This window comes from Vibrio owensii CAIM 1854 = LMG 25443 (genome assembly GCF_000817815.1).
GTDB lineage: Bacteria > Pseudomonadota > Gammaproteobacteria > Enterobacterales > Vibrionaceae > Vibrio > Vibrio owensii.
In genome coordinates, this window is sequence record NZ_JPRD01000044.1 from 49,987 (window position 1) to 73,097 (window position 23,111).

Annotated in this window: 36 protein-coding genes; 25 read left to right on the top strand and 11 right to left on the bottom strand. The window is 47.6% G+C overall.

Annotated features, from left to right (window positions below; genetic code table 11):
* The first annotated feature begins 152 nt into the window (after positions 1 to 152).
* Positions 153 to 1,025, top strand: coding sequence for a RepB family plasmid replication initiator protein (locus H735_RS21465; protein WP_027726620.1), 873 nt, complete (start codon positions 153 to 155; stop codon positions 1,023 to 1,025).
* Positions 1,026 to 1,291: 266 nt separating this feature from the next.
* Here the strand turns inward: H735_RS21465 and H735_RS21470 are convergent, their stop codons facing one another.
* From H735_RS21470 to H735_RS21485, 4 genes are read right to left on the bottom strand one after another with little or no spacing between them, the layout of a single operon-like run.
* Positions 1,292 to 2,134 carry a DNA adenine methylase gene (locus tag H735_RS21470; RefSeq protein ID WP_020195291.1) on the bottom strand — a complete coding sequence of 281 codons (843 nt, stop codon included), beginning with the start codon at positions 2,132 to 2,134 and terminating at the stop codon, positions 1,292 to 1,294.
* A 1-nt stretch (position 2,135) separates the two neighbouring features.
* Entirely contained in the window at positions 2,136 to 2,396 is a 261-nt protein-coding gene (locus tag H735_RS21475) for a hypothetical protein (RefSeq protein WP_020195292.1), read from the bottom strand.
* 17 nt (positions 2,397 to 2,413) lie between these two features.
* On the bottom strand, positions 2,414 to 2,776 hold the full coding sequence (locus H735_RS21480; RefSeq protein ID WP_020195293.1) for a hypothetical protein: 363 nt from the start codon (positions 2,774 to 2,776) through the stop codon (positions 2,414 to 2,416).
* Entirely contained in the window at positions 2,766 to 3,131 is a 366-nt protein-coding gene (locus H735_RS21485; RefSeq protein ID WP_012219888.1) for a DUF4406 domain-containing protein, read from the bottom strand. Before H735_RS21485 ends, H735_RS21480 begins: the two co-directional genes overlap by 11 nt.
* A 205-nt stretch (positions 3,132 to 3,336) precedes the next feature.
* Between H735_RS21485 and H735_RS21490 the strand changes: the two genes are divergently transcribed.
* The 7 genes from H735_RS21490 (at position 3,337) to H735_RS21520 (ending at position 8,124) form a co-directional block, all read left to right on the top strand.
* A complete protein-coding gene (locus H735_RS21490) occupies positions 3,337 to 3,618 on the top strand; it encodes a hypothetical protein (protein WP_012219889.1) in 282 nt (93 codons plus the stop codon).
* Between the two features lie 187 nt (positions 3,619 to 3,805).
* Positions 3,806 to 4,225, top strand: a complete 420-nt coding sequence (locus tag H735_RS21495; RefSeq protein WP_020195210.1) for a hypothetical protein — start codon at positions 3,806 to 3,808, stop codon at positions 4,223 to 4,225.
* Between the two features lie 27 nt (positions 4,226 to 4,252).
* Complete coding sequence (gene rdgC / locus H735_RS21500) at positions 4,253 to 5,164, top strand: recombination-associated protein RdgC (RefSeq protein WP_020195211.1); 912 nt, start codon at positions 4,253 to 4,255, stop codon at positions 5,162 to 5,164.
* Complete coding sequence (trfA, locus tag H735_RS21505; protein WP_020195212.1) at positions 5,155 to 5,943, top strand: plasmid replication initiator TrfA; 789 nt, start codon at positions 5,155 to 5,157, stop codon at positions 5,941 to 5,943. The genes rdgC and trfA overlap by 10 nt, the downstream gene beginning before the upstream one ends.
* A 66-nt stretch (positions 5,944 to 6,009) precedes the next feature.
* The gene (locus tag H735_RS21510) at positions 6,010 to 6,360 is read left to right on the top strand and encodes a hypothetical protein (protein ID WP_020195213.1); all 351 of its coding nucleotides are present in this window, start codon (positions 6,010 to 6,012) and stop codon (positions 6,358 to 6,360) included.
* 675 nt (positions 6,361 to 7,035) lie between these two features.
* The gene (locus tag H735_RS21515; protein ID WP_020195214.1) at positions 7,036 to 7,575 is read left to right on the top strand and encodes a hypothetical protein; all 540 of its coding nucleotides are present in this window, start codon (positions 7,036 to 7,038) and stop codon (positions 7,573 to 7,575) included.
* 12 nt (positions 7,576 to 7,587) lie between these two features.
* The gene (locus H735_RS21520) at positions 7,588 to 8,124 is read left to right on the top strand and encodes a hypothetical protein (protein WP_020195215.1); all 537 of its coding nucleotides are present in this window, start codon (positions 7,588 to 7,590) and stop codon (positions 8,122 to 8,124) included.
* 41 nt (positions 8,125 to 8,165) lie between these two features.
* Here H735_RS21520 and H735_RS21525 read toward each other — a convergent pair whose 3' ends face one another.
* The 7 genes from H735_RS21525 to H735_RS21555 form a co-directional block, all read right to left on the bottom strand.
* Positions 8,166 to 8,411, bottom strand: a complete 246-nt coding sequence (locus H735_RS21525) for a hypothetical protein (protein ID WP_012219916.1) — start codon at positions 8,409 to 8,411, stop codon at positions 8,166 to 8,168.
* A 57-nt stretch (positions 8,412 to 8,468) separates the two neighbouring features.
* Entirely contained in the window at positions 8,469 to 8,795 is a 327-nt protein-coding gene (locus H735_RS29685; protein ID WP_139045306.1) for a hypothetical protein, read from the bottom strand.
* Between the two features lie 53 nt (positions 8,796 to 8,848).
* Positions 8,849 to 9,667 (bottom strand): 3'-5' exonuclease, encoded by an 819-nt coding sequence (locus H735_RS29690; RefSeq protein ID WP_020195217.1) that lies wholly within the window; start codon positions 9,665 to 9,667, stop codon positions 8,849 to 8,851.
* Positions 9,664 to 10,275 carry a hypothetical protein gene (locus tag H735_RS21540; protein ID WP_020195218.1) on the bottom strand — a complete coding sequence of 204 codons (612 nt, stop codon included), beginning with the start codon at positions 10,273 to 10,275 and terminating at the stop codon, positions 9,664 to 9,666. Before H735_RS21540 ends, H735_RS29690 begins: the two co-directional genes overlap by 4 nt.
* 49 nt (positions 10,276 to 10,324) lie before the next feature.
* The gene (locus H735_RS21545) at positions 10,325 to 11,515 is read right to left on the bottom strand and encodes an AAA family ATPase (protein ID WP_020195219.1); all 1,191 of its coding nucleotides are present in this window, start codon (positions 11,513 to 11,515) and stop codon (positions 10,325 to 10,327) included.
* Between the two features lie 55 nt (positions 11,516 to 11,570).
* On the bottom strand, positions 11,571 to 11,768 hold the full coding sequence (locus H735_RS21550; RefSeq protein ID WP_012219907.1) for a hypothetical protein: 198 nt from the start codon (positions 11,766 to 11,768) through the stop codon (positions 11,571 to 11,573).
* A 75-nt stretch (positions 11,769 to 11,843) separates the two neighbouring features.
* A complete protein-coding gene (locus H735_RS21555) occupies positions 11,844 to 12,068 on the bottom strand; it encodes a hypothetical protein (RefSeq protein ID WP_020195220.1) in 225 nt (74 codons plus the stop codon).
* A gap of 171 nt (positions 12,069 to 12,239) precedes the next feature.
* On the opposite strand from H735_RS21555, the gene H735_RS21560 reads away from it, so the two are divergent.
* From H735_RS21560 to H735_RS21640, 17 genes are all read left to right on the top strand, one after another.
* On the top strand, positions 12,240 to 13,418 hold the full coding sequence (locus H735_RS21560) for a tyrosine-type recombinase/integrase (protein WP_020195221.1): 1,179 nt from the start codon (positions 12,240 to 12,242) through the stop codon (positions 13,416 to 13,418).
* Between the two features lie 95 nt (positions 13,419 to 13,513).
* The gene (locus H735_RS21565) at positions 13,514 to 14,026 is read left to right on the top strand and encodes a PadR family transcriptional regulator (RefSeq protein WP_020195222.1); all 513 of its coding nucleotides are present in this window, start codon (positions 13,514 to 13,516) and stop codon (positions 14,024 to 14,026) included.
* A gap of 49 nt (positions 14,027 to 14,075) precedes the next feature.
* Entirely contained in the window at positions 14,076 to 15,086 is a 1,011-nt protein-coding gene (yejK, locus tag H735_RS21570; protein ID WP_020195223.1) for a nucleoid-associated protein YejK, read from the top strand.
* Positions 15,083 to 15,814, top strand: a complete 732-nt coding sequence (locus tag H735_RS21575) for a hypothetical protein (RefSeq protein ID WP_020195224.1) — start codon at positions 15,083 to 15,085, stop codon at positions 15,812 to 15,814. The genes yejK and H735_RS21575 overlap by 4 nt, the downstream gene beginning before the upstream one ends.
* 2 nt (positions 15,815 to 15,816) lie before the next feature.
* Positions 15,817 to 16,299, top strand: coding sequence for a hypothetical protein (locus H735_RS21580; RefSeq protein ID WP_020195225.1), 483 nt, complete (start codon positions 15,817 to 15,819; stop codon positions 16,297 to 16,299).
* Between the two features lie 11 nt (positions 16,300 to 16,310).
* Complete coding sequence (locus H735_RS21585) at positions 16,311 to 17,204, top strand: hypothetical protein (protein ID WP_020195226.1); 894 nt, start codon at positions 16,311 to 16,313, stop codon at positions 17,202 to 17,204.
* A complete protein-coding gene (locus H735_RS21590) occupies positions 17,201 to 18,952 on the top strand; it encodes an SNF2-related protein (protein ID WP_020195227.1) in 1,752 nt (583 codons plus the stop codon). Before H735_RS21585 ends, H735_RS21590 begins: the two co-directional genes overlap by 4 nt.
* 12 nt (positions 18,953 to 18,964) lie before the next feature.
* Entirely contained in the window at positions 18,965 to 19,186 is a 222-nt protein-coding gene (locus H735_RS21595) for a hypothetical protein (RefSeq protein WP_020195228.1), read from the top strand.
* A gap of 10 nt (positions 19,187 to 19,196) precedes the next feature.
* Positions 19,197 to 19,961, top strand: coding sequence for an ASCH domain-containing protein (locus tag H735_RS21600; RefSeq protein ID WP_020195229.1), 765 nt, complete (start codon positions 19,197 to 19,199; stop codon positions 19,959 to 19,961).
* On the top strand, positions 19,958 to 20,269 hold the full coding sequence (locus H735_RS21605) for a hypothetical protein (protein WP_020195230.1): 312 nt from the start codon (positions 19,958 to 19,960) through the stop codon (positions 20,267 to 20,269). The genes H735_RS21600 and H735_RS21605 overlap by 4 nt, the downstream gene beginning before the upstream one ends.
* Complete coding sequence (locus H735_RS21610) at positions 20,266 to 20,598, top strand: hypothetical protein (RefSeq protein ID WP_020195231.1); 333 nt, start codon at positions 20,266 to 20,268, stop codon at positions 20,596 to 20,598. The genes H735_RS21605 and H735_RS21610 overlap by 4 nt, the downstream gene beginning before the upstream one ends.
* A 4-nt stretch (positions 20,599 to 20,602) precedes the next feature.
* Positions 20,603 to 21,052, top strand: coding sequence for a hypothetical protein (locus H735_RS21615; RefSeq protein WP_020195232.1), 450 nt, complete (start codon positions 20,603 to 20,605; stop codon positions 21,050 to 21,052).
* A 311-nt stretch (positions 21,053 to 21,363) separates the two neighbouring features.
* Positions 21,364 to 21,612 carry a hypothetical protein gene (locus H735_RS21620; protein ID WP_012219902.1) on the top strand — a complete coding sequence of 83 codons (249 nt, stop codon included), beginning with the start codon at positions 21,364 to 21,366 and terminating at the stop codon, positions 21,610 to 21,612.
* Between the two features lie 67 nt (positions 21,613 to 21,679).
* Positions 21,680 to 22,111, top strand: coding sequence for a transglycosylase SLT domain-containing protein (locus H735_RS21625; RefSeq protein ID WP_020195233.1), 432 nt, complete (start codon positions 21,680 to 21,682; stop codon positions 22,109 to 22,111).
* Positions 22,108 to 22,515 (top strand): hypothetical protein, encoded by a 408-nt coding sequence (locus tag H735_RS21630; protein ID WP_020195234.1) that lies wholly within the window; start codon positions 22,108 to 22,110, stop codon positions 22,513 to 22,515. Before H735_RS21625 ends, H735_RS21630 begins: the two co-directional genes overlap by 4 nt.
* Positions 22,508 to 22,711, top strand: coding sequence for an Rz1-like lysis system protein LysC (gene lysC / locus H735_RS21635; protein ID WP_020195235.1), 204 nt, complete (start codon positions 22,508 to 22,510; stop codon positions 22,709 to 22,711). The genes H735_RS21630 and lysC overlap by 8 nt, the downstream gene beginning before the upstream one ends.
* Positions 22,698 to 23,108 carry a hypothetical protein gene (locus H735_RS21640; RefSeq protein ID WP_020195236.1) on the top strand — a complete coding sequence of 137 codons (411 nt, stop codon included), beginning with the start codon at positions 22,698 to 22,700 and terminating at the stop codon, positions 23,106 to 23,108. Before lysC ends, H735_RS21640 begins: the two co-directional genes overlap by 14 nt.
* Positions 23,109 to 23,111: the final 3 nt, after the last annotated feature.

The window sequence follows — 23,111 nt, forward strand, 5'->3', positions numbered from 1 at the left end:
TGCCTTTCAGGCTATGTCGGTGTACTCTAATTGGGTAGCGGTGTATTCTAATTGGGTGGTGGGTGTGTTCTAATTGGGTTTCAAGGTGTATTCTAATTGGGTTTTAGGGTGTATTCTAATTGGGATAATAAAAACGAAATGTGGACGATTTTGTGAATAAAACTAACGATAACAATACCTTTTTCCCGCCTACGGAATTTATCGAGGCCGAAATGCCTAATTTGACGTGTAACACATCAACGAGTGTTCAACCGAATGTCCTGTTAAGGACAGGGGTGTTTACACCTGTAGGTCGACGGAATGCGACCAAATTCGTTGATATGGACCTTTCTGAAGATTTAAGGAGCCTTGAGCTTTGTCAGAAGGAGGGATACGACAGGGTAAGCGTTAGGGGTGATAAATTAAATGTAGAAACAGACTTTAAAGTTTGGTGTGGGATTGTTCTGGCTTTCAGTACTTACGGTGCAAAATCGAACAAAATAACCTTGAAATTTAGTGAGTTTGCTAAATTTTGTTCATACCCCAGTCGTAGGTTTGATAAGAATCTTAGACGTCAAATAGGCGAATCATTAGGTCGTATCCAGTCTCAAAACCTCTCCTTTTTACGAAAAGGGGCTGCTAAAGGGGTTCATACCGGACTGTTGTTAAAAGCTGAATATGATGAATTTGAGGACTCTGTTTCTTTGATGGCTGATGAAAGCTTGTGGGATCTTTACAGGTTAGATTTCCAAGTCCTTGTTAGCATCAAGGTCTTAGATAAGCTGCCACGGGCAGAGGTGGCTCAATGCCTATACCTGTACTTTGTTGCGCTTCCTGAAAGGCCCGTTCCGGTTTCATTTGAAAGGCTAAGGGACCGACTGCAGTTAAATACGTCAGTAAAAGAAGCAAACAGAAAAATAAAGAATGGGCTGCAAAAGCTTGAATCTATTGGGTTCCTGTCGGGAAATATCGTCAGGAAAGATGGCGAAAGCTACTACATCGTATCGACAAGAAACAAAAAACTGACAGCTGAGAGTGTACCCTAATTGGGTAAAGGTGTACTCAAAGTGGGTAACGGTGCAGATAAGTGGGGCAGGGTGTACTCTAATTGGGTTTTCTGATGGGTTGAGTAGGTGTATCTGTGCTCTTGGAAAGGGCAAGGCCCAATTAGAATACACCTAATGTAGTCAAATAGGGCAGCCTACCCAATTAGAATACACTTTCTTACGTGTTTTCTGAGTCCGAGGCGGGATTTGCCCGTTTTGACTACATCAAAATCGACTTATCTTGCCTCTTCCCCGTTTCAACTACATCAAAGGCCAACGGCTTTGGGATAGTAAGGCTGAAGTCCATCCATGTAGCGCCGGAACTGCTTCTTAGAAAAGCCTCTCAGGGCGATCATTTCAAACGTTTTCCCACGACCGCTGCCTTTACAGCTAATTGAGCGCCTCACAGGCGTTTTGTAGACGGTAAACCCTTCTTCCCGATAGATATGGGTTAATTCAGGCAAAAGCGTGTTGGTGGCGATTACAGCGCCGTCATAGCCGCCAAGCATGTTGACTATACGTTCTTGTAAGTTCTCGTTTTTGTCTTTGGTGTAGGCATTGAAGGTTTTCTCATACGGTGGGTCGATCAGGACTAGCTGAGCGTCAGTGATGTCCACCTCTGAAAAACAGCCACAGTTGAATGTCCAGTTCTTAGCAACTCGCATGAACTCTTTGGTGTCTGGCGGGGTCGCTATACCCTTGTATTCACCAAATGGCATGTTGAACTTACCAGCTCGCTTACTCTGGCGTACAAGGCCATTGAAAGAGTGTTTACACAGGTACCAGAAAAGACCGGCTTCTTTCTCACCCAGATCCTGACCTGATAGCAAAGCGTTATTTAGTTCTTCTCGGGCGGCATAGAAAAAATCGGCTTCCAGCAAAAACTCATCTGGGTTGATTTCGTATCCACTGGACAGTTGCTTATACAGGTTGATAAGGGCGGGGTTAGCGTCATTGAGTATGACGTTATCGAACTCATAGTACAGTGAGAAGGCAGCCGATCCGGCGAACGGTTCTACGACTCGCTCTGGGCTTATGTCATTGACGATGCGCTCTGCGCGTTTGGCGAGCCATGTTTTACCGCCGGCCCATTTGATTAGTGGTTTCATGCTATCCCTTTTTGTTTCTATTCTTCCCAAATTGCGGGTGAAATATGATGGCCGTGGCTGCTTCTCGTGGGTTTAACTTGATAAATTCACGTTGAAGGCAAGCTACCTCCTGATTGATGTTGGCGCCATGATTGATAGAAATGGCGTGCAGCCCTGCCAAGAAATGAAGTTTGTACTGAGAGGAAAAGCGAAGTAACAGATCATGAAAGCCAAGCGTTTTGATGCGCTGCATTCTTCGGTAGCGTTGCTGGTGGTCCGACATTCTGCCTCCATTCACAGTTAGTCAAACCGTGATCTGTACTTCTCATGAGTCTGTTGCTCGTAATGCTCATTTAATCGCTCTTCCCAGTCTGGGTAGATGCCTTTGAGCGTCTCGTTCTCTTTGCTTAGTCCGCTGCAGTGCGAGCCAAGCTGTTTAATTCTGTCGGTCCTTTGGATCAGGGCCTCTTTGAACCACTTTGCTATTGCGATTGGATCGCCGGTGTAGCCCAAGCCATCACAGTGAACACACTCCCATGTAGTAGAAAACAGACCTTTCGTTTCCCCTTTGCCGTTGCAATGAGGGCATGTCTCGGGTGCTTGTTCTGTTTTGTTGCTGGCAAGCTCAATTGCGGCATCTACCAGTGAGCGCTTATTGTTCATCAATGAGCATCAATCCAAGGGAATGAGCGGCAAACACCTCGGCCAGAGCGCCCTTTGATTCCATCCAACCGCGCAAACGGACCACAGCATTTGAGACAAAGAGATCAGATAGGCTCAGTTTCATGTACTGGTCGTAACTCAGACCTTTGGGGTTTCTTGCTGGGTTGAGCGGGATATGGCCGGCTTCCTGAATCATGTCTTCAATCCGGAAGAACTCAGGGTGGTTAAAGTGTCGGTACCCCGTCATCGGGCCACTGATGTAAATCGTGAGCCTTCCCGCATCTTCTTTTAATTGCTTCAAATTTTCTAAAGTCAATTCAGCGCGGCACGTTACGTGGGCAATTTCAGGCGACATCCAAAATCCCTTTAAAACAAAGTGGTGGACAGAAATTAACACTTTGATGTATGTTAATCAATAGCGTAATTAAAAACGTAATTATTAGCGTAATTTAATACGCTTTAACTAACGGTGACGAGTAAGTTGGTGATTGGTAAGTGTGCATCCTTCATGTAGCATGGCGATAATCGTCAACTAGATAACAAAATTGATGGATATCAACATGCTAAAAAACGCTGAGGTACGTGTTCTGGTCATACTCAAGAAAGAGAAAAAGAACACGATTGCCATGACCGACCTCACTCGACGCCTTAATGTCAATGCTGGTATCAAAGCCGCAGAGAAAAACCAGATACTTGAGTCGCTAAAAGAGCAGGGCTTGGTCGCTGTTGAACGCAAACAGATACCGGCAATGCGTCGAACTCCCACCCTGATCACGCTGACCGAGAAAGGAAAGCAGGTGCTCAAAGGTATTGAGTCTGGTGATATCGAGTTTGAAACCTGATTGATCTGCGAAGTTTTGATCCAGTCGAGAAAAGATTAAACAACATTTTTTTGTTGTTTCTCGCCATCGCTAAAAACGGTAAACAGTGCACAACAAAAAGATAAAAGTTTGTTGTGGCAACTAAAAGTGCTTTTGAAGTAAGCGCGAGACCACGACTTAGCGGTGACGTTGGAAGGCTGAAATCAAAATGGACAAGACCGAGACAAATCAAGAGCGTGAAATCTCACTCAGAAAAGAAGAGCAAATTGCGTGCGCCATCCTGAGAGGCGCAAAAACCGCAGATGTCGCGGCAGTAAACGGTATGAAGTATGCCGCTTGCCGCGAAATCCTTCATAAATATTGCCGTCGTGTTAATGCTCAAGCCTATGAGCAGATTAACATTGATGCCGCCAATAAAGACTGTCACAGCCCATTCCTTGAACAGCTTCGAGAAAACAAGCACCAGTTTATTTCCCAAACTGCACCTCGTGATCCTGAACAACTTCGCCGCGAAATCGAACAGCAAAGCGAGCGCTTGACCAGCGCTCAAATCACGCTGCGCTCAGAACGTACCATTTTAAGCCAGCTGGAAGCCGAGCTTGCAGCAGCGACTCAAAAAACCAAGTAACACCCGAAGAAAGAAGGATCCCAGAATATGAAGCCAAAAAATATCATGGCTTATCGCTTTTCTCGGGCAGTTCAACTCACTCCCGACCAATTAAGTGAGCAACTGTCTGAATTTGCATTCGTTCCATGTGGGGAACAAGATAAGCGAAAATTTGGATGGGCGCCTGTGATGGGCAAACATAGTGACCAATTACTGCATGTTGGTGGTGATTGGCTCCTGCTTGCCGCTCGTCTCCAAGAAAAGATGCTGCCAGCCTCAGTGATCAAAGAAGAAGTCAACGAGCGCGTGACTATGGTGGAATCACAAGAAGGCCGACCGCTGAAGAAAAAAGAGAAGGACAACATCAAAGAAGATGTTGTTACCGATCTACTGCCTCGTGCTTTCAAGCGAACCAGCACAACGTATGTTTGGATTTGCCCTAAGAAAGAGCTGCTTTTTGTTGATGCCAGTAGCTTCAAAAAAGCGGAAGATGTTCTTGCCCTGCTAAGAAAGACAATTGGTTCCTTGCCGGTTGTCCCTGTTACCTTTGAATCTGCTATTGAATTTACGCTGACTGAATGGCTCAAAACTGGTGAAGTGCCGAGCGGTTTTTCACTGCGTGATGAGGCCGAGTTAAAATCCGTCTTGGAAGATGGCGGTCAAATCCGTTGTAAGAAGCAAGAGCTGACGTCTGAAGAAATCCAAACCCACATTGAAGCTGACAAGATGGTCACAAAGCTGGCTATCAACTGGCAGGATCGCTTGGATTTCATTTTGTCGGATGATGGCAGTCTGGCAAGGCTCAAGTTTGCAGATGAGCTGGCCGATCAGAACGATGATATTGCGAGAGAAGATGTTGCTCAGCGATTCGACGCCGACATGGTTTTGTTTGCCGGTGAGTTTGATGCCTTCCTACCTCAACTATTTGAAGCTCTTGGCGGGGTAGCGAAATGTCAGTAAAGCTAATTGAGAAGCCGTGGGCAAAAGCCGTTCGATGCCTACCGAACGAATTAGCTCGTTATGCGCTATTTACTGTAGGTACATCACAGGAGCGTCGCTATTACACCAAGCCGGTTTTGTTGGGTCTGATTGATGGCAGTCATGCACCCATGGAGCTGCAGTTTGTCGGGCCAGAGTTAAGACAGGATGATCTGGACGTTTTTCTTGAGCTGCTCCACTATGCGCGTGACGCCGATTTATCCGGTAAGCTCAAGTTTAAACGTGCTGAGTTAATGAAGTCTTTAGGTTGGGCCAGAACGCCATTTTATTATGAGAGATTGCTTCAATGTATGCGCCGGCTTAGCCAGTCCAACCTTGAAGGTTTGATCACTCGTAGAGACAATGGCGACTTGATTCAACATCGTTTCAACTTTAATTTGGTAGATTCGTTCGAATATAAAGACGTAAATGGTGCAATGGCTCGCTTTTGGCACTATCGTTTACCAGTGGAGTTGGTGAAGTTTTTCACGGCTTCAGGGTTTGCGAGAATCGATCTAAAACGACGACAGGCGTTAAAGAACAATCATATTGCCAAGTGGTTGCAGTTTTACTTTGCCAGCCATAAGGCAAACAACAAGTACGCCGTCTCAGTTGAAAAAGTGATGCATAGCTGTGGTTCCAAGGCGAGCGATTTGAAAACGTTTCGTCAAAAATTGAAAGCAGCGCTTAAATTGCTCAAGGCAGCTGGTATTGTAGATGCCTACATAGATAAAGATTCAGATCGGATTTTGCGTAAGTAACGCTCACGCTGTTCGGATACAACAACGTCCCAATGACAGGGGCGTTTTTATTGATAAGGTCATATTGTGAATTGGATATTCATTGTTTTTAACCTCATTCCTTTGTTGCTTGGCTGGTTTGGATTTTCAGCCGGCCAGCCAGAGCTGGTGACTATTGCTATCGTGGTTATAGCGGTCCGTGCGGCGTTGGTGCTGTTTACGGTACCCAAGATGTACATCAAGTTTCAAAAGTCTGATCAGCTGACGCGACGTTATCATCGGCAGCAACTCAAAAAGCCGGCGGTGGTATTCATCGTTTCATTTATCACGCTTTGGTCGCTGGTGGTGTGGGGTGAAGAACTGGTGCTTTGCATGGTAGTGCTCAGCACAGCCATGTACCACGGCATGAGAAATCACATCGTCAGACACTCCTACTAAGCAGGTATTGAAATATGAGCGGCATTCTCGAAAGAGGGTGCCGTTTTTTTATGTCTGAAAGGGAATAGACGTCGCTGTCTGGGCTTGTGGAAAAGCTGTTTATATACAGTGGTATAAGTAGTGTATATACAGTGGAATTAGACCAAAAAAATGCATAAATCGAGATACCAAAATGCATAAGTTGAGATACCCGTTTGCATAAATCGAGATACCAAAACGCATAAGTTGAGATACCCGTTTGCATAAATCGAGATACTAGCAAAACATAAATCGAGATACTAGAATGATTTGTTTTTCCTTTAAAAACATATTGTTATATTTTACTTCTGGTTCAACTTTCGAGGCCAACAACCATTTTATAACCATATATAACCATTCTATAAGCCATCTTATAACCTATTAAAAAATAGAAATAATAAAGGGTTCTCTTTTTTGTTTTTTCAAAAACAGTGAAACTACGATGAGGAAACACAAAGTGATCCCAGTTGATCTTTGTTCTTTTGAGGGTGTTTCTCGCTCTTCATTGGCTACCTGACGGCTTTTAAGGTCATGATGAATGTCATTGCATTGCTTTTCAGTTATCGCGCTCTGTGTGCTTCTCTGGCGTTATTTATTGACGGCTGACTTAATAGGAACTCTGTGCCTATAATGTGAGCGTTAAGGGAGGGCTACGGCATGAGTAAACCATTTCAAGTTTATTGGAGTGAAGACGGCCATATAACAAACAAGGCTAATTGGTTGCACTGTGTGGAGACAGACGATCCGGTGCGAGCTGAGCAGATGTACTTCAAGCTGTGCAAAAAGATGCTTGGTAAGCAAGGGTATGTGTTCCTGCAGTCAAGTGATCCTGACTCGGTTCCTTATGGGCGATTTAATACCGGTTCTGATATTCGTTGGAATGTGGACCGCGAAGAGCAAGAGGTTCGCCGGTGGATAGTTTGGGCTATGCCCCAAGAGATCCCCTATAAGCGTTGGAAGGCGCCCACTACGTACATGGTGAAAGGGCTAAAAGCGGCTATTTTGCTTCGTTCTGGTGAAAAGATAGGGTGCGAGATATCCGGTGAAATGATCGGGCGGGTGTTGGGGCGCAGTTCTCGTGGTATTCGTTACTGGATAGCGGAAGAGGGCGAAAACCGGAGTATTGATTACGCTAACTGGCGTTGTTTGTTAGAAATGGCTGGATTCAAGAATAAACCGATAGCAACCTATCTGTGAAATTTGGATCTTATGACGGAAACACAACTGGAAAACTTAGCCAAGGCCGGTAATGCGCTTGCTGGTCAGGCGCTAAGGAAGTATCGGCAAGCGAAACAGCCTCAAATGACGAACGGAAAGCCTCTCAAAGCCGTTCCAGCGAAGCGAAAGGGCGATAAAGGTCCTAGTGGGTTAGAAATGTCGTTCGCAACGCAGGTTAAGCAATCAGGGCTTCCTATGCCGCGCTGGGGGAATAACGAATTAAAGTTTCACCCTAAGCGCCGCTGGCGTTTTGACTTCGCGTGGGAAGATCACAAGGTGGCCGTCGAGATTGAGGGTGGTACCTACAGTCACGGGCAAGAGCGATTTGACTCAGGCAAGGGGAAAAAGGTCACTCAAAAGTCGAGGCATTTAACGCCTACTGGCTTTCATGAAGACTGCATCAAATATGGTGAGGCCGCGATATTGGGGTGGTGTGTGATCCGTGTGGATGCGAAGATGATTAAAGATGGTTCGGCGCTTGCTATGCTTGAAAGGGCACTAAAAAGTAAAGTATCTACTGAGTGTTGATGAAATATCTAGAGGGTATTGAGTTGATACCCCTTAGATACTTAGTTGGTGTTTTCTTCGAGCAGAGCGTTTAGCTCTGTTTCGTCAGTAATGCGCTCATTCTTGATGAGCCAGTTTACTAGGTGCTCGTATTCACCGTCGTTCATTGTTCTGAATCGAGCGCTTTCTGGGGTGGTTCGCCAAGCCCAAATCGTGTTCACGCTTGTTTTGTAGCAAATATCAGCAACGTCTTGCGCCTTCAGCTTAAAATGTTTCTGAATTATCTTGAGTTTTTCGTTATTGGTCATCAAAGAGTTCCGTCAGTGTTTCGTAGAAAATAACACTCAGGCGGTACAAAGTACAGGTTATCGCTGAATGGCGGTCATTTGGCCGCAGTGTTGGCACTTACAACGCATTTTATTGCGTGTTTTTTCTACTTTCTCCTGCATTTCTTGCCATCGCCAATAGAGCTGAGAGTTTTTATTGGCCAGTTGTTTCAAAACCCACATAGGGCTTAATACTTCCCCGCATAGGCCACATGCTACCGTGTCGTTGGACTCGTTGATTTTGAAGTCTCCGTGCTGACATTCAAGTCGGTGTCGGTATGTTTGAGTCTCTTTGAATATAGGCTTGTCTGTGGGTGGCTGCTTGATTCGCTTAAACTCAACAATGTTGTCGTTGTCTTCCATCATCACTCCTTTGCTCTGGTACCCTCACTGGAGAGGGTACCAATCACGGTATGGCTTTATTGACAGGTACAGGCTTCGGCTTCGCCGTTGTGAAGCGCTTTGCGGTTAAATTCGACCTCTGCTAACAGATCGACCAGCTCTTTGTCTGAGTTCTGCTGGTAGCCAAGAGCTTTAAGCAGAGAGCTTTTGAACATGTTTTGCTGCTCATTTGCCATATCAACTACGCTGTGGCCCTTAGTGACGGCAGTGATCAGTGCGGAAGTGATCTCAATGAAATACTCAGCTTCATGTAAGGCATCGTATAGCGCGTGATGGAGTGGACCTTTGCGCTCAAGGGTGTATTTAGGGTCGATGCCAAGCAGCAAACGACCAAGCAGGCAGGCTGTGCGCAGTGACTGGTTGCCTCGGAATTGCCAAGGTTGCTCGATACCGGCTTCTTCATAAGCGTGTGACAGGATAACGTTGTCAAATTCCGGACCATTCCCCATGACTTGCGCCTTTGTGCCTTCTGGCGTGTTTTCTTTGATGTAGTAGGCGATCTGGTGCAGCGCTTCAGGCAGCGATAAACGCTCATCATTTTTAGACGGTGAGAACAGTTCTGCGTAAGCCTCTGGCGACTCTTCCTTTTGTCGCTCCCAGAATGCCATGGTGCTATCTGGTTGGTCGATGGCGTCTTTGATGCGGTTTTCTTGGCCTTCATCGCTGATCAGCATGTAGGTTTGATTGAGGATCCGGCGCTGGTAAATATCAACGGTCACTACAGAGGCTGAGAAAATGTGTGCGTCTGGGCCTTTCGCGCCGGTTTCAATGTCAGTGATATGAATCACAGGGCTTGATTTGATGGTCTTTAGGTACTCAAGTGTCGGTAAAATCATAAATTTGTCTCGGTTTCTTCAATTTCTAGTGAATCCAAAGTGATCCTCTCACCTACAACTGTGGTTGAGTAAGTGACGGAATATTCAATTTCTAACTCATATTCGCCGCCGCAGATATCACACGTTTCTTTTCCATCGCGGGGTTCGTCTGGCTCATAGCTGGTGCCGCAGTGGGGACAGACAATTTCATCATTGTGTTTGTAGTCCCATTCGTCGTAATCGTTACTAGCAACCTTTTCCAGAGCTTCACGCTTTAGCTTCTGGTCAAGGGCGGTTTGGCATGGGGAGCATCTGAACCCCTCTCGCGTTCCCCAAGCTGATCCCACAATTTCAGATCTGTGGGTTTGGCAATCCACACAAACATTGTGCTCGTCACAAACAAAGTAGTCCCAGCCATTTGAGGTACCTAAGCACTTCTCGCAACCAACAACCCAGTACCAAGCCCCATCAATGAACTCTGATTTTAGGCCCCTTTGTGGCGGGGTAAGTTCTAACGTTGGTAAGTCTTCAGTTTCACTGTTCCATACTGCTTTCATTGGGCCGTTGTGAATTCGGTCTGTCCATTCGGGCAGAGCTTCAGGGATGAGTATTTTGATATTTTTATCCATGGTGATTTCCTGCTGGTGGCTGCGACGCATGGCCGCAGCCTGTTGTTGGTTAAGCGGCTTTAGGCTGGCGGTTTAGGTCTGACCAACTATCGTGTTGGCGTTGCCATTGCTCGACCAATTGTTCCAGTTTGGAGTAGATTTGCTTCACGGCAGCTTCGCCAAAGCCCTTTGCAGCGGTGCCGGCTTTGTCTTTGACGATGGCACGCAGGCGGTGTGGTGGAATGTGAAGCACGCTGTATAGACTCTGGAATCCGGCATTGTTCAATACTTCTAAGTGTTTCGGATCCAGCTGGGCATCTTCCAGATAAGTTTCTTTCGCCCACTCCATGCGCTCAATTAGGTGCGGGTGGGTGATCTCGATGCGATTAATGATGAGTTCGTGCAGTGCATCATGGATATCAGTCGGCCAGCGGTCGGCCAAGTAGTCACATGGCGGGTAGAATGGCTGCAGCCAGTCAGTCACTGAGACGGTGATATTCAATCCGTGGTTGGTTTTGACTTCGTAGTACCAATCCAGATCGTTAATGATTTTGATGGTTGATGCCTCTGGTCGGAAGGACAGGCCGTATTCAAAGACGTGGATGTAACACTTCAAAATGCCGTCGGTACCCACAAACACCTTGTTGATCACGTCGCCGTCTTTGTGCATGAGGCGAGAGCGAGCTTCGTTTAGCTCTTCGGTCAGCTGGGTGTTTGTCTGAACCATGACGTTCTTTTTCGTTTCAGCGTCCACCAGCTGGTTTTTAAGGTCACGGATCTTGGTGCGTTGCTCTTCAAGCAGCTTTTGTTTTTCGTCGTTCTTTTTGCGCTGAGCCGCGATACGGGATTTCATTTGTTCCGGCTGCATGGCCTGAAGGCGTTTCAGTTCTTCCAGTTTTTCTTTGACATTGGCTTGGGCGACTTTGGCCTGAGCTTTTTCTCGCTCGGCTTCTGCAGTGGCTTGTTTGGCCTCAAGCTCAAGTTCATCAAGGTTAGAGCGAAGTTCTGAAAGTTCACGCTCTGTGCGTGTTAAGTCTTCCTGAGTCTTTTCAAGCTCATCACACAACGTGTTGAACTCATCAACCTCTGTGTTGTATTGCTCGATAACCAACTGCTCAGCCTGATCAATCATAGTGATGGCGGCATTGACGGATGTGTGTGCGAGACCTTCAGTTTTGTCTGCTGCAATACCCAGTTGGTAACGTGCAGGGTTCAGGGCGGACTGCAGGGCGGTTGCTACGGTGCTTTTTTCTGTTGTCATTCTACTTCTCCTTCAATCTTTAAACTCGGTAGTAATAAACTAAACGGGGCGGGGCTTATGGCTGCATAGAGCGGTTGATTACGCTCCAAACCTTGTCGACATAAACCTCTAACTTCTGGTCGATGCGCGTGAGCTTTGCTTGCAGCGATTTCTTGAGGCGCATAGAATAGGGAACTGGTTTACGCATTAAATAACAGTGAGCAGCTAACAGGCGCTCTGAGCGTTCCATTCTGGATAACTGTTGATTGTCCATTGTTGGGATCCTTCTTCCTGTGTGGTGTGTAGACTATGGCGTATCAATCTTTGGTCGGGGCGATACGCCAACCTTTCAAAACTTCGGCTTAATTCTGAGCTTGAATCTCTTACCGTCGGCCTTTTTGCCGGTCAGGTTAAATTCACTATCCATATCATCAGCCAGCCTTTGAGCATCAGCGTGGAAGTCCGCGAACTGGTGTCGTGTCAGGTTATTGGCTGTGTTTCCCTGAAAATGCGCTGAAAGCACGATCACCTTGTGCTTCCCTTCTCCGTTTGCATGTCTTTGTAGTGTTGTCATCAACATTTTCCTGTTGTCGATAGTTAGAAAATCTGGTGTTAACGTCACCGAGACAGTTAGCGCTCTTCGTGCTAACGACGCCAATATATATCTAAATCCTGTACAATGTACAGGATTTTTTTAAAAAGGTTGAGCCAAAGATAAAAGCAACTCAGCCAATTGGGACTCTCAATGCAGACACTTACAGTCAGTTTTTCTGAATCATCCGTTAAGCGAGCGCTAAAAAACGCCGAAGGCTACGAAATCAAGGTTTCGTCAAAGCCCACGGTATTGTTGCGTCCGCATAAAGGGTTAGAGAGGGGAACTTGGTATCTGCGTAAGGGGGAGAAATATCACCCGCTTGGGGTGTATCCGGTTGTGCCGGTCTCTCTCGTAAAAGAGCGACTGCCTCACATCGTGTTTGACCTCTCGATGAATCCAGACGCTAAGGTTGAGATTATCAGTGGCTTCCAGAAAGTGACGGATTTACTCAGCTGGTACTGTGAGCGTGCTCAGTCTGACCGCGAGCTATCCAAAAAGCGCAAGGCGACGGTGAGGTCGGTGATCAACAAGCACCTGATCCCCATGCTGGGGGATAAGCTGATTGACGAGCTGAATCATGCTTGCATTGATGATGCGCTGATCTGGCCGCTTCAAAGCAAATACTCCCTGTCCAATGTGAGACTGATATTTTCTGCGTTGAAGGCCGCTTTTAAGCTGGCCGCTAAGCAGAACCGTATCAACGCTAATCCACTGGCTGACCTGCAATTCACCGATTTCATTCAGAAACGCATTAATCCCAAAGATGCCCAGATCAGGGCCGCTGATATTCCGGCGGTACTGGCGGCGCTGGTGGACTGCCACTACAGCACCAGAATGCTGATTTTGATGATGCTCCTATTTGGTACCCGCATTGGTGAAACCCGTCAGGCGAAGTGGTCCCATATTGATGATGATTATTGGCACTTACCGGCAGGCCATACCAAAACCAAGCAATCTCACCGCTTGCCATTAACTGAGCCGGTTAAAGCGTTGCTTGATGCATACCGCAATACCCAGAAAGCGAAGGGCTACACGGGGCAATTCCTCTTTCCTAATGACGATCGTAGTGGTCAGTGCGTGCCGGCCAGTACGGCGAGCACTCAAATTAAGCGTATTTCCTCTGGGAACTGGACCGCTCATGACCTGCGAAAAGTAGCGCGAACGGTGTGGGCAGACCTGGGGGTGGATTACATGGTAGGTGAAATGCTGTTGAACCATGCCCTGAGCAAATTGGACAAGACCTACATTCATACTCACGTCGAACACAAGATGAAAGAAGCCCTCAGCCAATACCACGACTGGCTAAAAGAGCAGGGCCTTTCGTTCTAACCTCCTCAAAATTTCATATCAATTAAAATAAATCCTGTACAATGTACAGGATTTTGTTATATGGTGTTTCCAATTTCCAAAAAAGGAGTGTCGAAATGCTGTTAAATGAATTGCCTATCCACCTACTTTCTCTGCTGTCAGAGCACAAAAAAGCCACCGGTTACGAGCTAACCAAAATGATGAGCGAAAGCCGTCTGTGGCGTGCATCCCACCAGCAAATTTACCGTTCACTAAACAAGATGGCCGACGATGGCTTTTTGGTGTTCAAAGACGATCCACAAGAGGGCAAGCCAGACCGTAAGGTCTATTCGCTGACCGCTGAAGGGATTGCCAAGTTCAACGAGGCGGTAGAGAGTGCCACCCCTTCAATCAAGTCATTACACAGCATTCGCACCATCATGCTGAATGTAGGTAATCAGAAGTACTTTGAAGAGCTGCTGGAACAGCTGAGAGCTGCCATCGAGAAAACAGAGCAGCTGCTTGAAAAAACGGAAAACCCGTCAGAACGAATCGCTATGCAGCGCGAGATTTACATCAACCGTGCTGAAGAAAGCTATTGCGTGGATGCCTTGGCATACCTGCAAGAATCCAAGCGCATGGCCGCTTAATTACAGACCCTGACCAACAACCTTTAAATCACACAAAGAAGGAAACCCAATGAGTATTTCATTGAATGCAGTTGCTCTACACCAGCTGGTCAAAAATGAACAAGACGAGCTGACTGTTCACTATGGTAATCACCATCTACCTATCCAGCCGGCCTATGAGGCCCTTGTTGAAGAGCTTCACCGTGCTTACTCGGGGAAAACCAAAGGCTACGGACAGTTTCAGTCTGATAGCGAGTTCAAGCAGTGGCTGATTGATAGCCGTAAGGGTGAAACCCCTTTCTATGATTTCTCCAAGACTGGCGCCGCTCGTCTCAAAGAAGAGCTGAGTAAATACCCGTTTGCTGATGAAGGCACGCTTATCTTTGCTGAGTATCAATCCCTTGCAACGGACTACCTGCTGATCGGCTTGGTGTCTTCAAACTCAGGTATGACCGTCATGGATAACCTGAGCCTGAGCGCTACCGCCTATTTGGATATTGCCAAAATGGATCTGGCCGCTGTAGTTGACCTCTCAACGTTTGAAACCGATCCGGAATCAAACCGCTACCTGTCATTCATCAAGGGGCGCGTGGGCCGTAAGGTGTCTGATTTCTTCCTTGATTTCCTGCAGGCAGAAGTAGGCTTTGATGCAAAACAGCAAAATCAAGTGCTGATGCAGGCGGTTGAAGACTTTTGCGCGGACGCCAAGCTTGAGCGCGAAGAAAAGATCTCACTCAAGAAACAGGTTCATGACTACTGCAATGACCAGAAGAAAGCCGGTGAAGAGATCAGCGTTAAAGAGTTGTCAGGCGAGTTGCCAGAGTTTGACGGCGAAGTAGGTTCCTTTAGCCATTACACCCAAGAGCAAGGCTATGAACTGGAAGATAGCTTTCCTGTTGATGCCGGCTGCGTTCGTAAGCTTACAAAGTTCGTGGGTGCTGGGGGTGGTATCAACCTGACGTTTGACGCTCTGCTGCTGGGTGAGCGTGTGTTCTACGATGCGGAAACCGACACTCTGACTATCAAGGGAACGCCGCCGAACCTGCGTGATCAGTTGACACGCCAAGGGGGTGCAAAATGAACCCACTATTCAACGCAAAGGGAGAGCAAATCCCGCCACGCCCAGAGCTTACCGATGAAATGAAGAAAGCCGGCGCACTGAAGGCAGTTCAAAGCGGTCACTTAGCCCGTGTTGACGAGGATGAAGCGGAAGAATTTGCCGTTGATATCGCAAAACATTACTACCATGGCATTGATGCTTACGATTTGGCTAAAAACATGGATACCTATGGCAGCTGGGACGTGGATTCGATGTTTGTTGATGATATGGAGCAAGTAGACGGTTATATCCAAGAGATCCATCGTGATGCAATTGAAAGTTGGGGCAAAGCCTATCAACCAGTACCGCCTTTTGAGCTTGGGACAGAGCTGGAAGCTTACTCGTTCTCAACGAATCGTCATGGAGGTGTGATCGATGGTATCTGTGAGCATACGCCAGCAATGTACTTGGTCAAAATGCACGATAGACCGGAAGATGATACTTCCCGCCGTCTAATTAAGTTCGAAGAAGCGAAGCTGCGCAAAGTGGCTGTTGGTGATGTGGTTGAGCCAATAAAACCTGACTATCAGCTGGCCAGTGGTTGCGGTCGCTACGATAGTGCCGTGGTCGTCTCTGTAGAACCCTTTGTTATTACCTCTCATGCTGCCGATATGCGCTGGCAATCAACCGTGAAGCGTGAGCAATTCAAAATCGTTGGCAAGGTAGAAGGTGAAGCACTGGAAGCCTGTATGAAGCGCTTGGAGGCTTAACCATGCACGATCCTATTTCTATTGACCAAATGAGTTTGGTTAACGCCATCAATCAAGAGCTGTCTCGCCAATGCCCTGACATGCCATTTTGCCCGAGCATTTTTAATACTGCGATCAAAGCGGCCAACTTGGTTGTTGAAGAGTGTGCCCGAGAGCCGGTAAAGGTCAGAGAAGGTATGTCTATCTCTGAGTGGTTTGAATGTGATGATACGGGTACCAGCTCTAAATACATGGCCTATGTCATTGATGGCGGTACGACGCGCTTACCGATTCAGGGGTATTCCTACCCTCATGATGCTGATGACTTTGGTCGCTGCCTTCGCATGGTCCGAGCGCTTGGATTTGAGAAGAAAGTATTCCTGATGCTAACCACCGGTCATGAGTGGAGAGAGATAGCTTCTCACTGGGACGAGCTGGTGGCTCATTATGACAACGAAAACTGGGAAGAGCTTTACAGCTTCTTGTCCGGCTTGAGCAATCGCTAGGGAGTTGGAAGATGCAAAACAGAGTCGAGGCAGAGTCAATCTGCCTTAACCCGCCCTTACATGAGCTGGCAGCTAAAAGTGAGCTGAATTACCACATCCATCTATCACTCGACATCAAAATGGAGGTGATTCACTTCGCTTTACGCAGTATCGAGTGGAATAAGAAGCGCCAGATCGTCATTGTCTGCTCTCAGAAAGATAAAGACGCATATGTTGGCTTGCTCAACTCATTGGGGCTTGTCGCCAAAGTGAAGTATGAAAGTCGCTGGGTTTGGTTGAAAGGTGCGGACCTTGCCGGTGCGCCTTCTATTTCATTCGCTCATTGCCCTTTGGGAAATGAAGAAGCATTGGCTGGATATTGCCCGCACAATCTTCGCTTCATTGCCAGTGGTGACTACCTCACAACTAAAGCACTTTTAGTGCTCAAAGCTGGGTTGACAAATAAAGACAATTCATTGGTGACGTTTGGTGAAAGAAATCCGGACCCAAAGATCACTGAGCATTGGATTAAAGCGATTGGCGCAGAGTCAAAGAGCCTTATTGATAAGCTGGAAGCCCTGATCGGCATTCTTCGCAAAGGAAAATACGAATTTGCTGATGAAAAGGTGTGCCAAGAGTACTTAGAAGAGCACTTCACCAACCTTGGGCTTCGCTTTGAGCGTGAATACCGCTTGTCTGATGGTCGCAGCATCATCGACTTTTTCTTTCCTAATTCCGGCATTGGGCTGGAAGTGAAAGCTTCCAAGGCGTGGAACAAGATGGGCGTTTACCGCCAGTGTGAGCGCTACTGCCTTAATCCGGAGGTAACAGGGCTGATTTTGGCGACCGCTAAGCCACAGGGCCTGCCAGAGAAAATCGAAGGCAAGCCGACGCGATTCTATTACTTAGGGGAGAACGGTCTATGAGTAAGCTCGTGATTAACCGTACCTTTGGGGCGCTACGTCGCTCAGAATCGCGCTGGGAGCTGGTGGACATCGAGCCTCATGTTGCTATTCGCCTCAAGCAGTTGTTCCCGAAAATACCGAAACAGCAAGCCAAGCTTTTCTCTTTGCAGGATTCTCAGGAAGTCGCAGCGGATCTGCTTTGGTTTACCCAGCGTTATGCCCTGCAGGCGTCCGATAAAGATTTACGGTACCTGAAAAAACGCAGCCGTGAGTACCACAAGAAGCAGGAAGAAGCGCACGCCATCTTGCTGCCTGACTACACGCCGGCGGTACGGGCGGGGCTAATGCCTAACCAGTCTCTGCGTGATTATCAGCTGGTGGGGCTGGATCTGCTTGAGTCAGTTAAAAGACTGCTGGTTATTGATGATGTGGGTTTGGGTAAAACCTACCTTGGCTTAGGTGTTGGCCTGCTGCCTAACGCCTTGCCTTTGGTGATTGTTGTTGAGCCGCACTTGCAAGATCAGTGGTGTGAAAAAGCCGCTGAGTTTATCAACCTGTCGGTCCACAAAGCGAAAGGCACCAAGCCGTACAAGCTGCCACAAGCTGATATCTATGTCTTTAAGTACAGCCAGTTGTCGTCATGGGTTGATGTGCTGTCCGCAGGCTGGGTAAAAGCCATCGTTTACGACGAAGTGCAGCAATTAAGACGAGGTGGAGAGAGCCAGCGCGGTATGGCGGCATTCGTTATCAATCAGAACGTCCCTATGGTTGTGGGTTTGACCGCAACGCTTATCTACAACTACGGGATTGAAGCCTTCAACATTTGCAACATGATTAAGCCTGAAGTGCTCGGAAGTCGTGACGAGTTCCTACGTGAATGGTGCACCCGTGATGCTGGCGTTGCCAACGATAAGGGCATTGTGGCAGATCCTGATGCGCTGGGTTCGTACCTGAGAGAGTCAAGGGTGCTTATTCGCCGTACCAAGGCCGATGTTGGTCAGGTGGCGAAACAATTGGAGCCGCATATCGAGTGGGTGGCGCCAAACATGAAGAAAGTAGCAGATATGGAAGTGCTGGCTGAGCAGCTGGCCGTGAAAACGCTATCCGGCTCTTATGTGGAGCGAGGACAAGCGGCCCGAGACTTTGACCTCAAGATGCGCGAAATGACGGGTATAGCGAAAGCTCACAGCGTTGCGGCCTATGTTCGCATGTTCATTGAGTCAGGCACTCCTGTCGTTCTCTTTGGCTGGCACAGGGGCGTTTATGACATTTGGGCCAAAGAGTTAGCCGATCTCAATCCGCTGTTTTACACCGGCTCTGAGAGCCAGACCCAGAAAGAGCGCAACAAGAAAGCCTTTATCAACGGTGAATCTGACCTTTTGATCATGAGTCTTCGCTCTGGTGCTGGTACCGATGGCATTCAGCACCGCTGTTCAACGGTGATTTTTGGTGAAGAGGATTGGAGTCCGCAGGTCATGACCCAGTGTATCGGTCGATTGGACCGTGACGGACAGGAAGACTCAGTATTTGTGTTCCATGCGGTCACTCAGTACGGCAGTGATCCGGAAATGCTTTCTATCTTGGGTGTGAAATCCTCACAAGCACGAGGCATTCAAGACCCAGGTTCTAAAGTGGTCGGAAAGCAGGTGGACACGGACCGCATTAAGAAGCTGGCAGAGCACTATCTGGCAAGCCGTGGCGTGAAAGTGCCAGAGAAAGCGGAATCACTCAACGATGCAGACGTAGAGCTGCTTAGAGAAGTTATTTAGGGATTATTTATTATGGCGAGCACAATTATGCATGTACATATTCCGGTCGAAAGGCTTCTTTCTATGGAAGAGCAAGAGTTTAGCGAGACAGTAACGCATCCAGATGGCATGGAAGCGGCGAGAAAAGAGTTGAAGGAAATGCTTGATGAGGGGGTTACTTGTCTGGTGTTGGATTCGACTTGTGACAATAGAAACGCGGACGGCTCATGCGCTGGGCACCCTGCAGAAGACTAAGGATACGACGATGAAAGAAACATACCTCCCATTTACTGCAGATATGGTCAACGCGCTTTTAGATGGCCGCAAGCTTGTTACCCGTCGCCCTCTGGTTATTCCAGAGGGCTGGGAACTGCACGACCGCAAGCCTTCCAAAATCACCAGCTCTCACCCGAAAAAAGGCAAGTGGGGCGCGTTAATTCGTCGCGGAGTCGGGACCGACTTTCCTCAGTCAGATCTTGTTACGGCTCCTTGCTTTGTTGGTGATCTGGTCTGGGTTCGTGAAACTTGGGGTGTTGTGAACCATTCATTTGATGAAGACGGCAATATGGTTGAATGGACGCCAGATAGACCCGCTTTGCCAGTGAAAGAGCTGAAATATGGCAAGGGCTATTACACAGGGAGCGTTATTTATCGTGCCGATGGTGAAATGCGCTGGTGTAATGATTTTGAGGAAGAAATATCAGCATGGCATCCGTCAATCCACATGCCAAAGGCCGCAAGTCGAATCACATTGAAAGTGACCGACGTTCGCATTGAACGAGTGCAAGAGATCACTGAAGAGCAAGCTGTGCTTGAGGGGATGCCGACAGATGAAGAGTGCCAGCGTAAGGCGGTTGAATCTGGTTTGAGTTGGTACCAAAAGCCGGTTACTTGGTTCAAGAACTTATGGGATGGCCTTTACAACAATTGGAGTGATAACCCGTATGTCTGGGTTATTGAATTTGAGGCCGTCAATAAGAACGTTTCCGAGGTTGCCGAAGAGCTGAAACAACAGGAGAGCGCAGCATGAAAAACTACTTTGCAGAAATAATGAAGCTGGTTATACGCCCTGATTACCGCTCAAGTAGTGCCGTCACTCAGGCGATGCATGAAGAGTTTGCAGACGCTAAGCTTGTTATCGGTGCTCAGGCTCAAATGGCTGAAAAGCTCAATCAATACCGTCAAAAAGGGCGCTATGGCTGGTGGAATGAAGAGGTTTGCACCATAGACGAGCTGTATTCTTATCGACAAAAGGCGCTTGATGATAATGATCATACCAGCGTTCTGACATTTACCAGCATGATTGCCGCGAGAGAAGCGCATAAGGAATCGTTATGAGTTGGGCTGATTGTGGTTTTGATAGTGCTGGAAGGCCAATAGGTTATGCTCACGCAGCGGTATGTGATCATGAAGGTTGCGATAAAAAAATTGATAGAGGCCTCTCTTATGCTTGTGGTGGTATGCATGGTGTCGATGAGCATGGTTGTGAAAAGTATTTTTGCCAAGAGCACCTAAGTGAAACTATCGCTGAATATGGCCGGTTCTATAACGTCTGTGATTCATGCGGAAAAGAGCTTGTAGAGAGCGGTGAGTGGGAAATGGACCATAGCGAAGGCTGTTTGGTTCGTGTTCCTACTGAGTGGGAAGAAGACGAGCTGTACGAGTGAATTTATGAATTATGGTCAATGTGTCCATTGTGGCACAGATGTTTATCAAAGTGATGAGCGCGTTAGCCTGTCTATTGGCGTTTCTCATTACACCTGCGATCAGGAATACAAGCTTTCTTGTGATCTTGAAATGAAAGAAATGATGGAACAAGAGAAAGCTCAAGCTAAGCGTGAAAATAAGCTTCTTGCCCGTCTCAAACGCACCTTAAAGCCTAAAATCTATAGTTTTATTGAGAGTCAGCTTGAAGAACACAGAGTGAACAGTATTGAAGTTGTTGGCTTTGATAAAGTCTCTGGCAGCAAAGAGCGAGCAAGAGATTGGTATGGTGAGAGTGTCGCGGTTCGTTATATCTACGATGACACAAGCACTGACTACTGGGGCGACGGCTACGGTGGATTGATTTGGATACCTATCGGCAAGGCCCGTTATCTTCAAATGCACATATGGGGTTAGGTGACGACGTCACGTTAAAACACTACTCATACGATTAAAGACCAGCCAGAGCGCTGGTTTTTTTATGCCTGTATTTCACTGAAAAGCCCGATAAAAAAGCGAGACTGGCGCGTAATCACTGGTTTAGTGCTGCTTTGCGTAATCCCTTGTGTTACGTGGGCTTGTCGCGCCTCAGTGAATCTATTGCATAGGAGGATTCACGTTCTAGGCCGGCGCAGCTCAATAAAAACGTGTTGATGCGATAAATCCCCCGTCGAAACAAACTACAGGCTCAGCTAACGCTGTCTTTTTGTTAATAAATCGGAGGGCTTATGCCTGAATCAATCAATCTCACCACGATGGGCGTGACCGCTCTGACTGGTATCGGTATGAAGTTGGTGTTGTTGTGCCTTGCTTTGGTGGTTATGACCATGATGCGCAAGGTTATTTTTGGTGAAGACGGGGTGAAAAATGACTGGATTGCGCAAGCTAAAGAAAAGGGCGATTACCGCTCTATTGCTATTTACCAGTGCGTTATGTTCGGCAGTACCTGCTTCCTCCTTGGCAGCGTCCTTTCCTGACACTTACGACACGCAGATCCGGAAGTCAGCAAAACGCTGGCTTCCGGCGTATGAGGCGGTCTATGGGATGGAGATTTTAAAGGCTCAGCTGTATCAGGAGAGCCTTCTCGACCCGCAGGCCGTCAGTTATGTCGGGGCGGCAGGATTGGGGCAGTTTATGCCTGCTACGTGGGCTGAAGTGTCCGCTCAGCTTGGTTTTGATGAGGTGTCGGTGCATAGCCCTGTTCACAACATCGAAGCTGCTGCGTACTACATGGCCGGCAGGCTGAATGTGTGGAAGTCCCCCCGCCCAATGTCGGACCGCTTATCGCTCGCTTGGGCCTGTTACAACGCTGGGTGTGGCTGGATCATCAAGGCTCAAAAGCTTTGTGGTAATCCCGCTCCCTACAAAGACATCATCCGGTGTCTTCCGCAGGTAACAGGGCATCACTCGAAAGAGACCAAAACCTATGTTGAGCGGATTTGGCGGTACTGGATGCAGATGAGGATGCTCAAATGAACCCTGTGTATGTCGCAGGTGGTCTCATTGGGGCTTTGTTACTGGGCGTCGTAGGCGTCGTAGGCGTCCAGTACATCACCATCGACAACTTAGAGACCACCATTGAAACCAAAACGCAAGAGAATGCCCAGCTGGCGCAAACCAATGCCCAGTTTAAGCAGGACTTGCAAGAGTCCAACGAGCAAATCACTCAGATGGAGCAAGCGCGAGATCTTGAGCGGAAAATATCTGCAGATCGTGAGCGCGAACTTTCTAAGAGTAACAGTGAGTTAGGACGAAAACTCGCTCAACTTGAGAAGGAGAGTGGCAATGATGGGAAAGAGGCTGCGTGTTTGCGTACTCGGATGCCTGACAGTGTTATCCGGATGCTCGGCGGCGCCACCAAAAACAGTGACGGTGATTAAAACCGTTGTAGAGAAGCAGTATCCACCACCGGAATGGCTTAAAGACTGCCCTGATGCACCGCTGAGGGGTGACAGCTTTGAAGACGGTATCGCTCAGAGCGTTGAGCGGGAAGCGGTCATTAAAGCCTGTAACGTCGATAAACAGTCGCTTCGTGAATGGGTGGAAGGTGAGGGCGAACAGGATGACGGGGACTGAGCTTAAAGATTTTGTGGTGCCATTGATCACTGCCGTTCTGGGCGCTGGTTTTTGGAACTTCATGATTAAACGACAAGAAAAGCCACTTGATGATGCACGGGCCGATGAGGTCATGATTCAAGGGGCGACGTCTGTCGTGGAGTTGCAGCAAAAAGTAATGAACCAGTTGCAGGAGGACCTTGATAAGCGCGTCAAGACCATTGAAGCCCTGTATTCAAAGCAGTTGGAAAATGAACGCATAGAGTGGGAGCGCGAGCGCAGTAAGTTGGAGAGCCAAGTTGCTGAAATGTCTCAGCGTTTAGCGAAATTGGAGAAGATAAACAAGAGGTTACTACAAGAGAACGAGTCACTAGCAAAGTGCGATCACTGTATTGCTGAAGCAGCGGCAGCACAGTAGTAG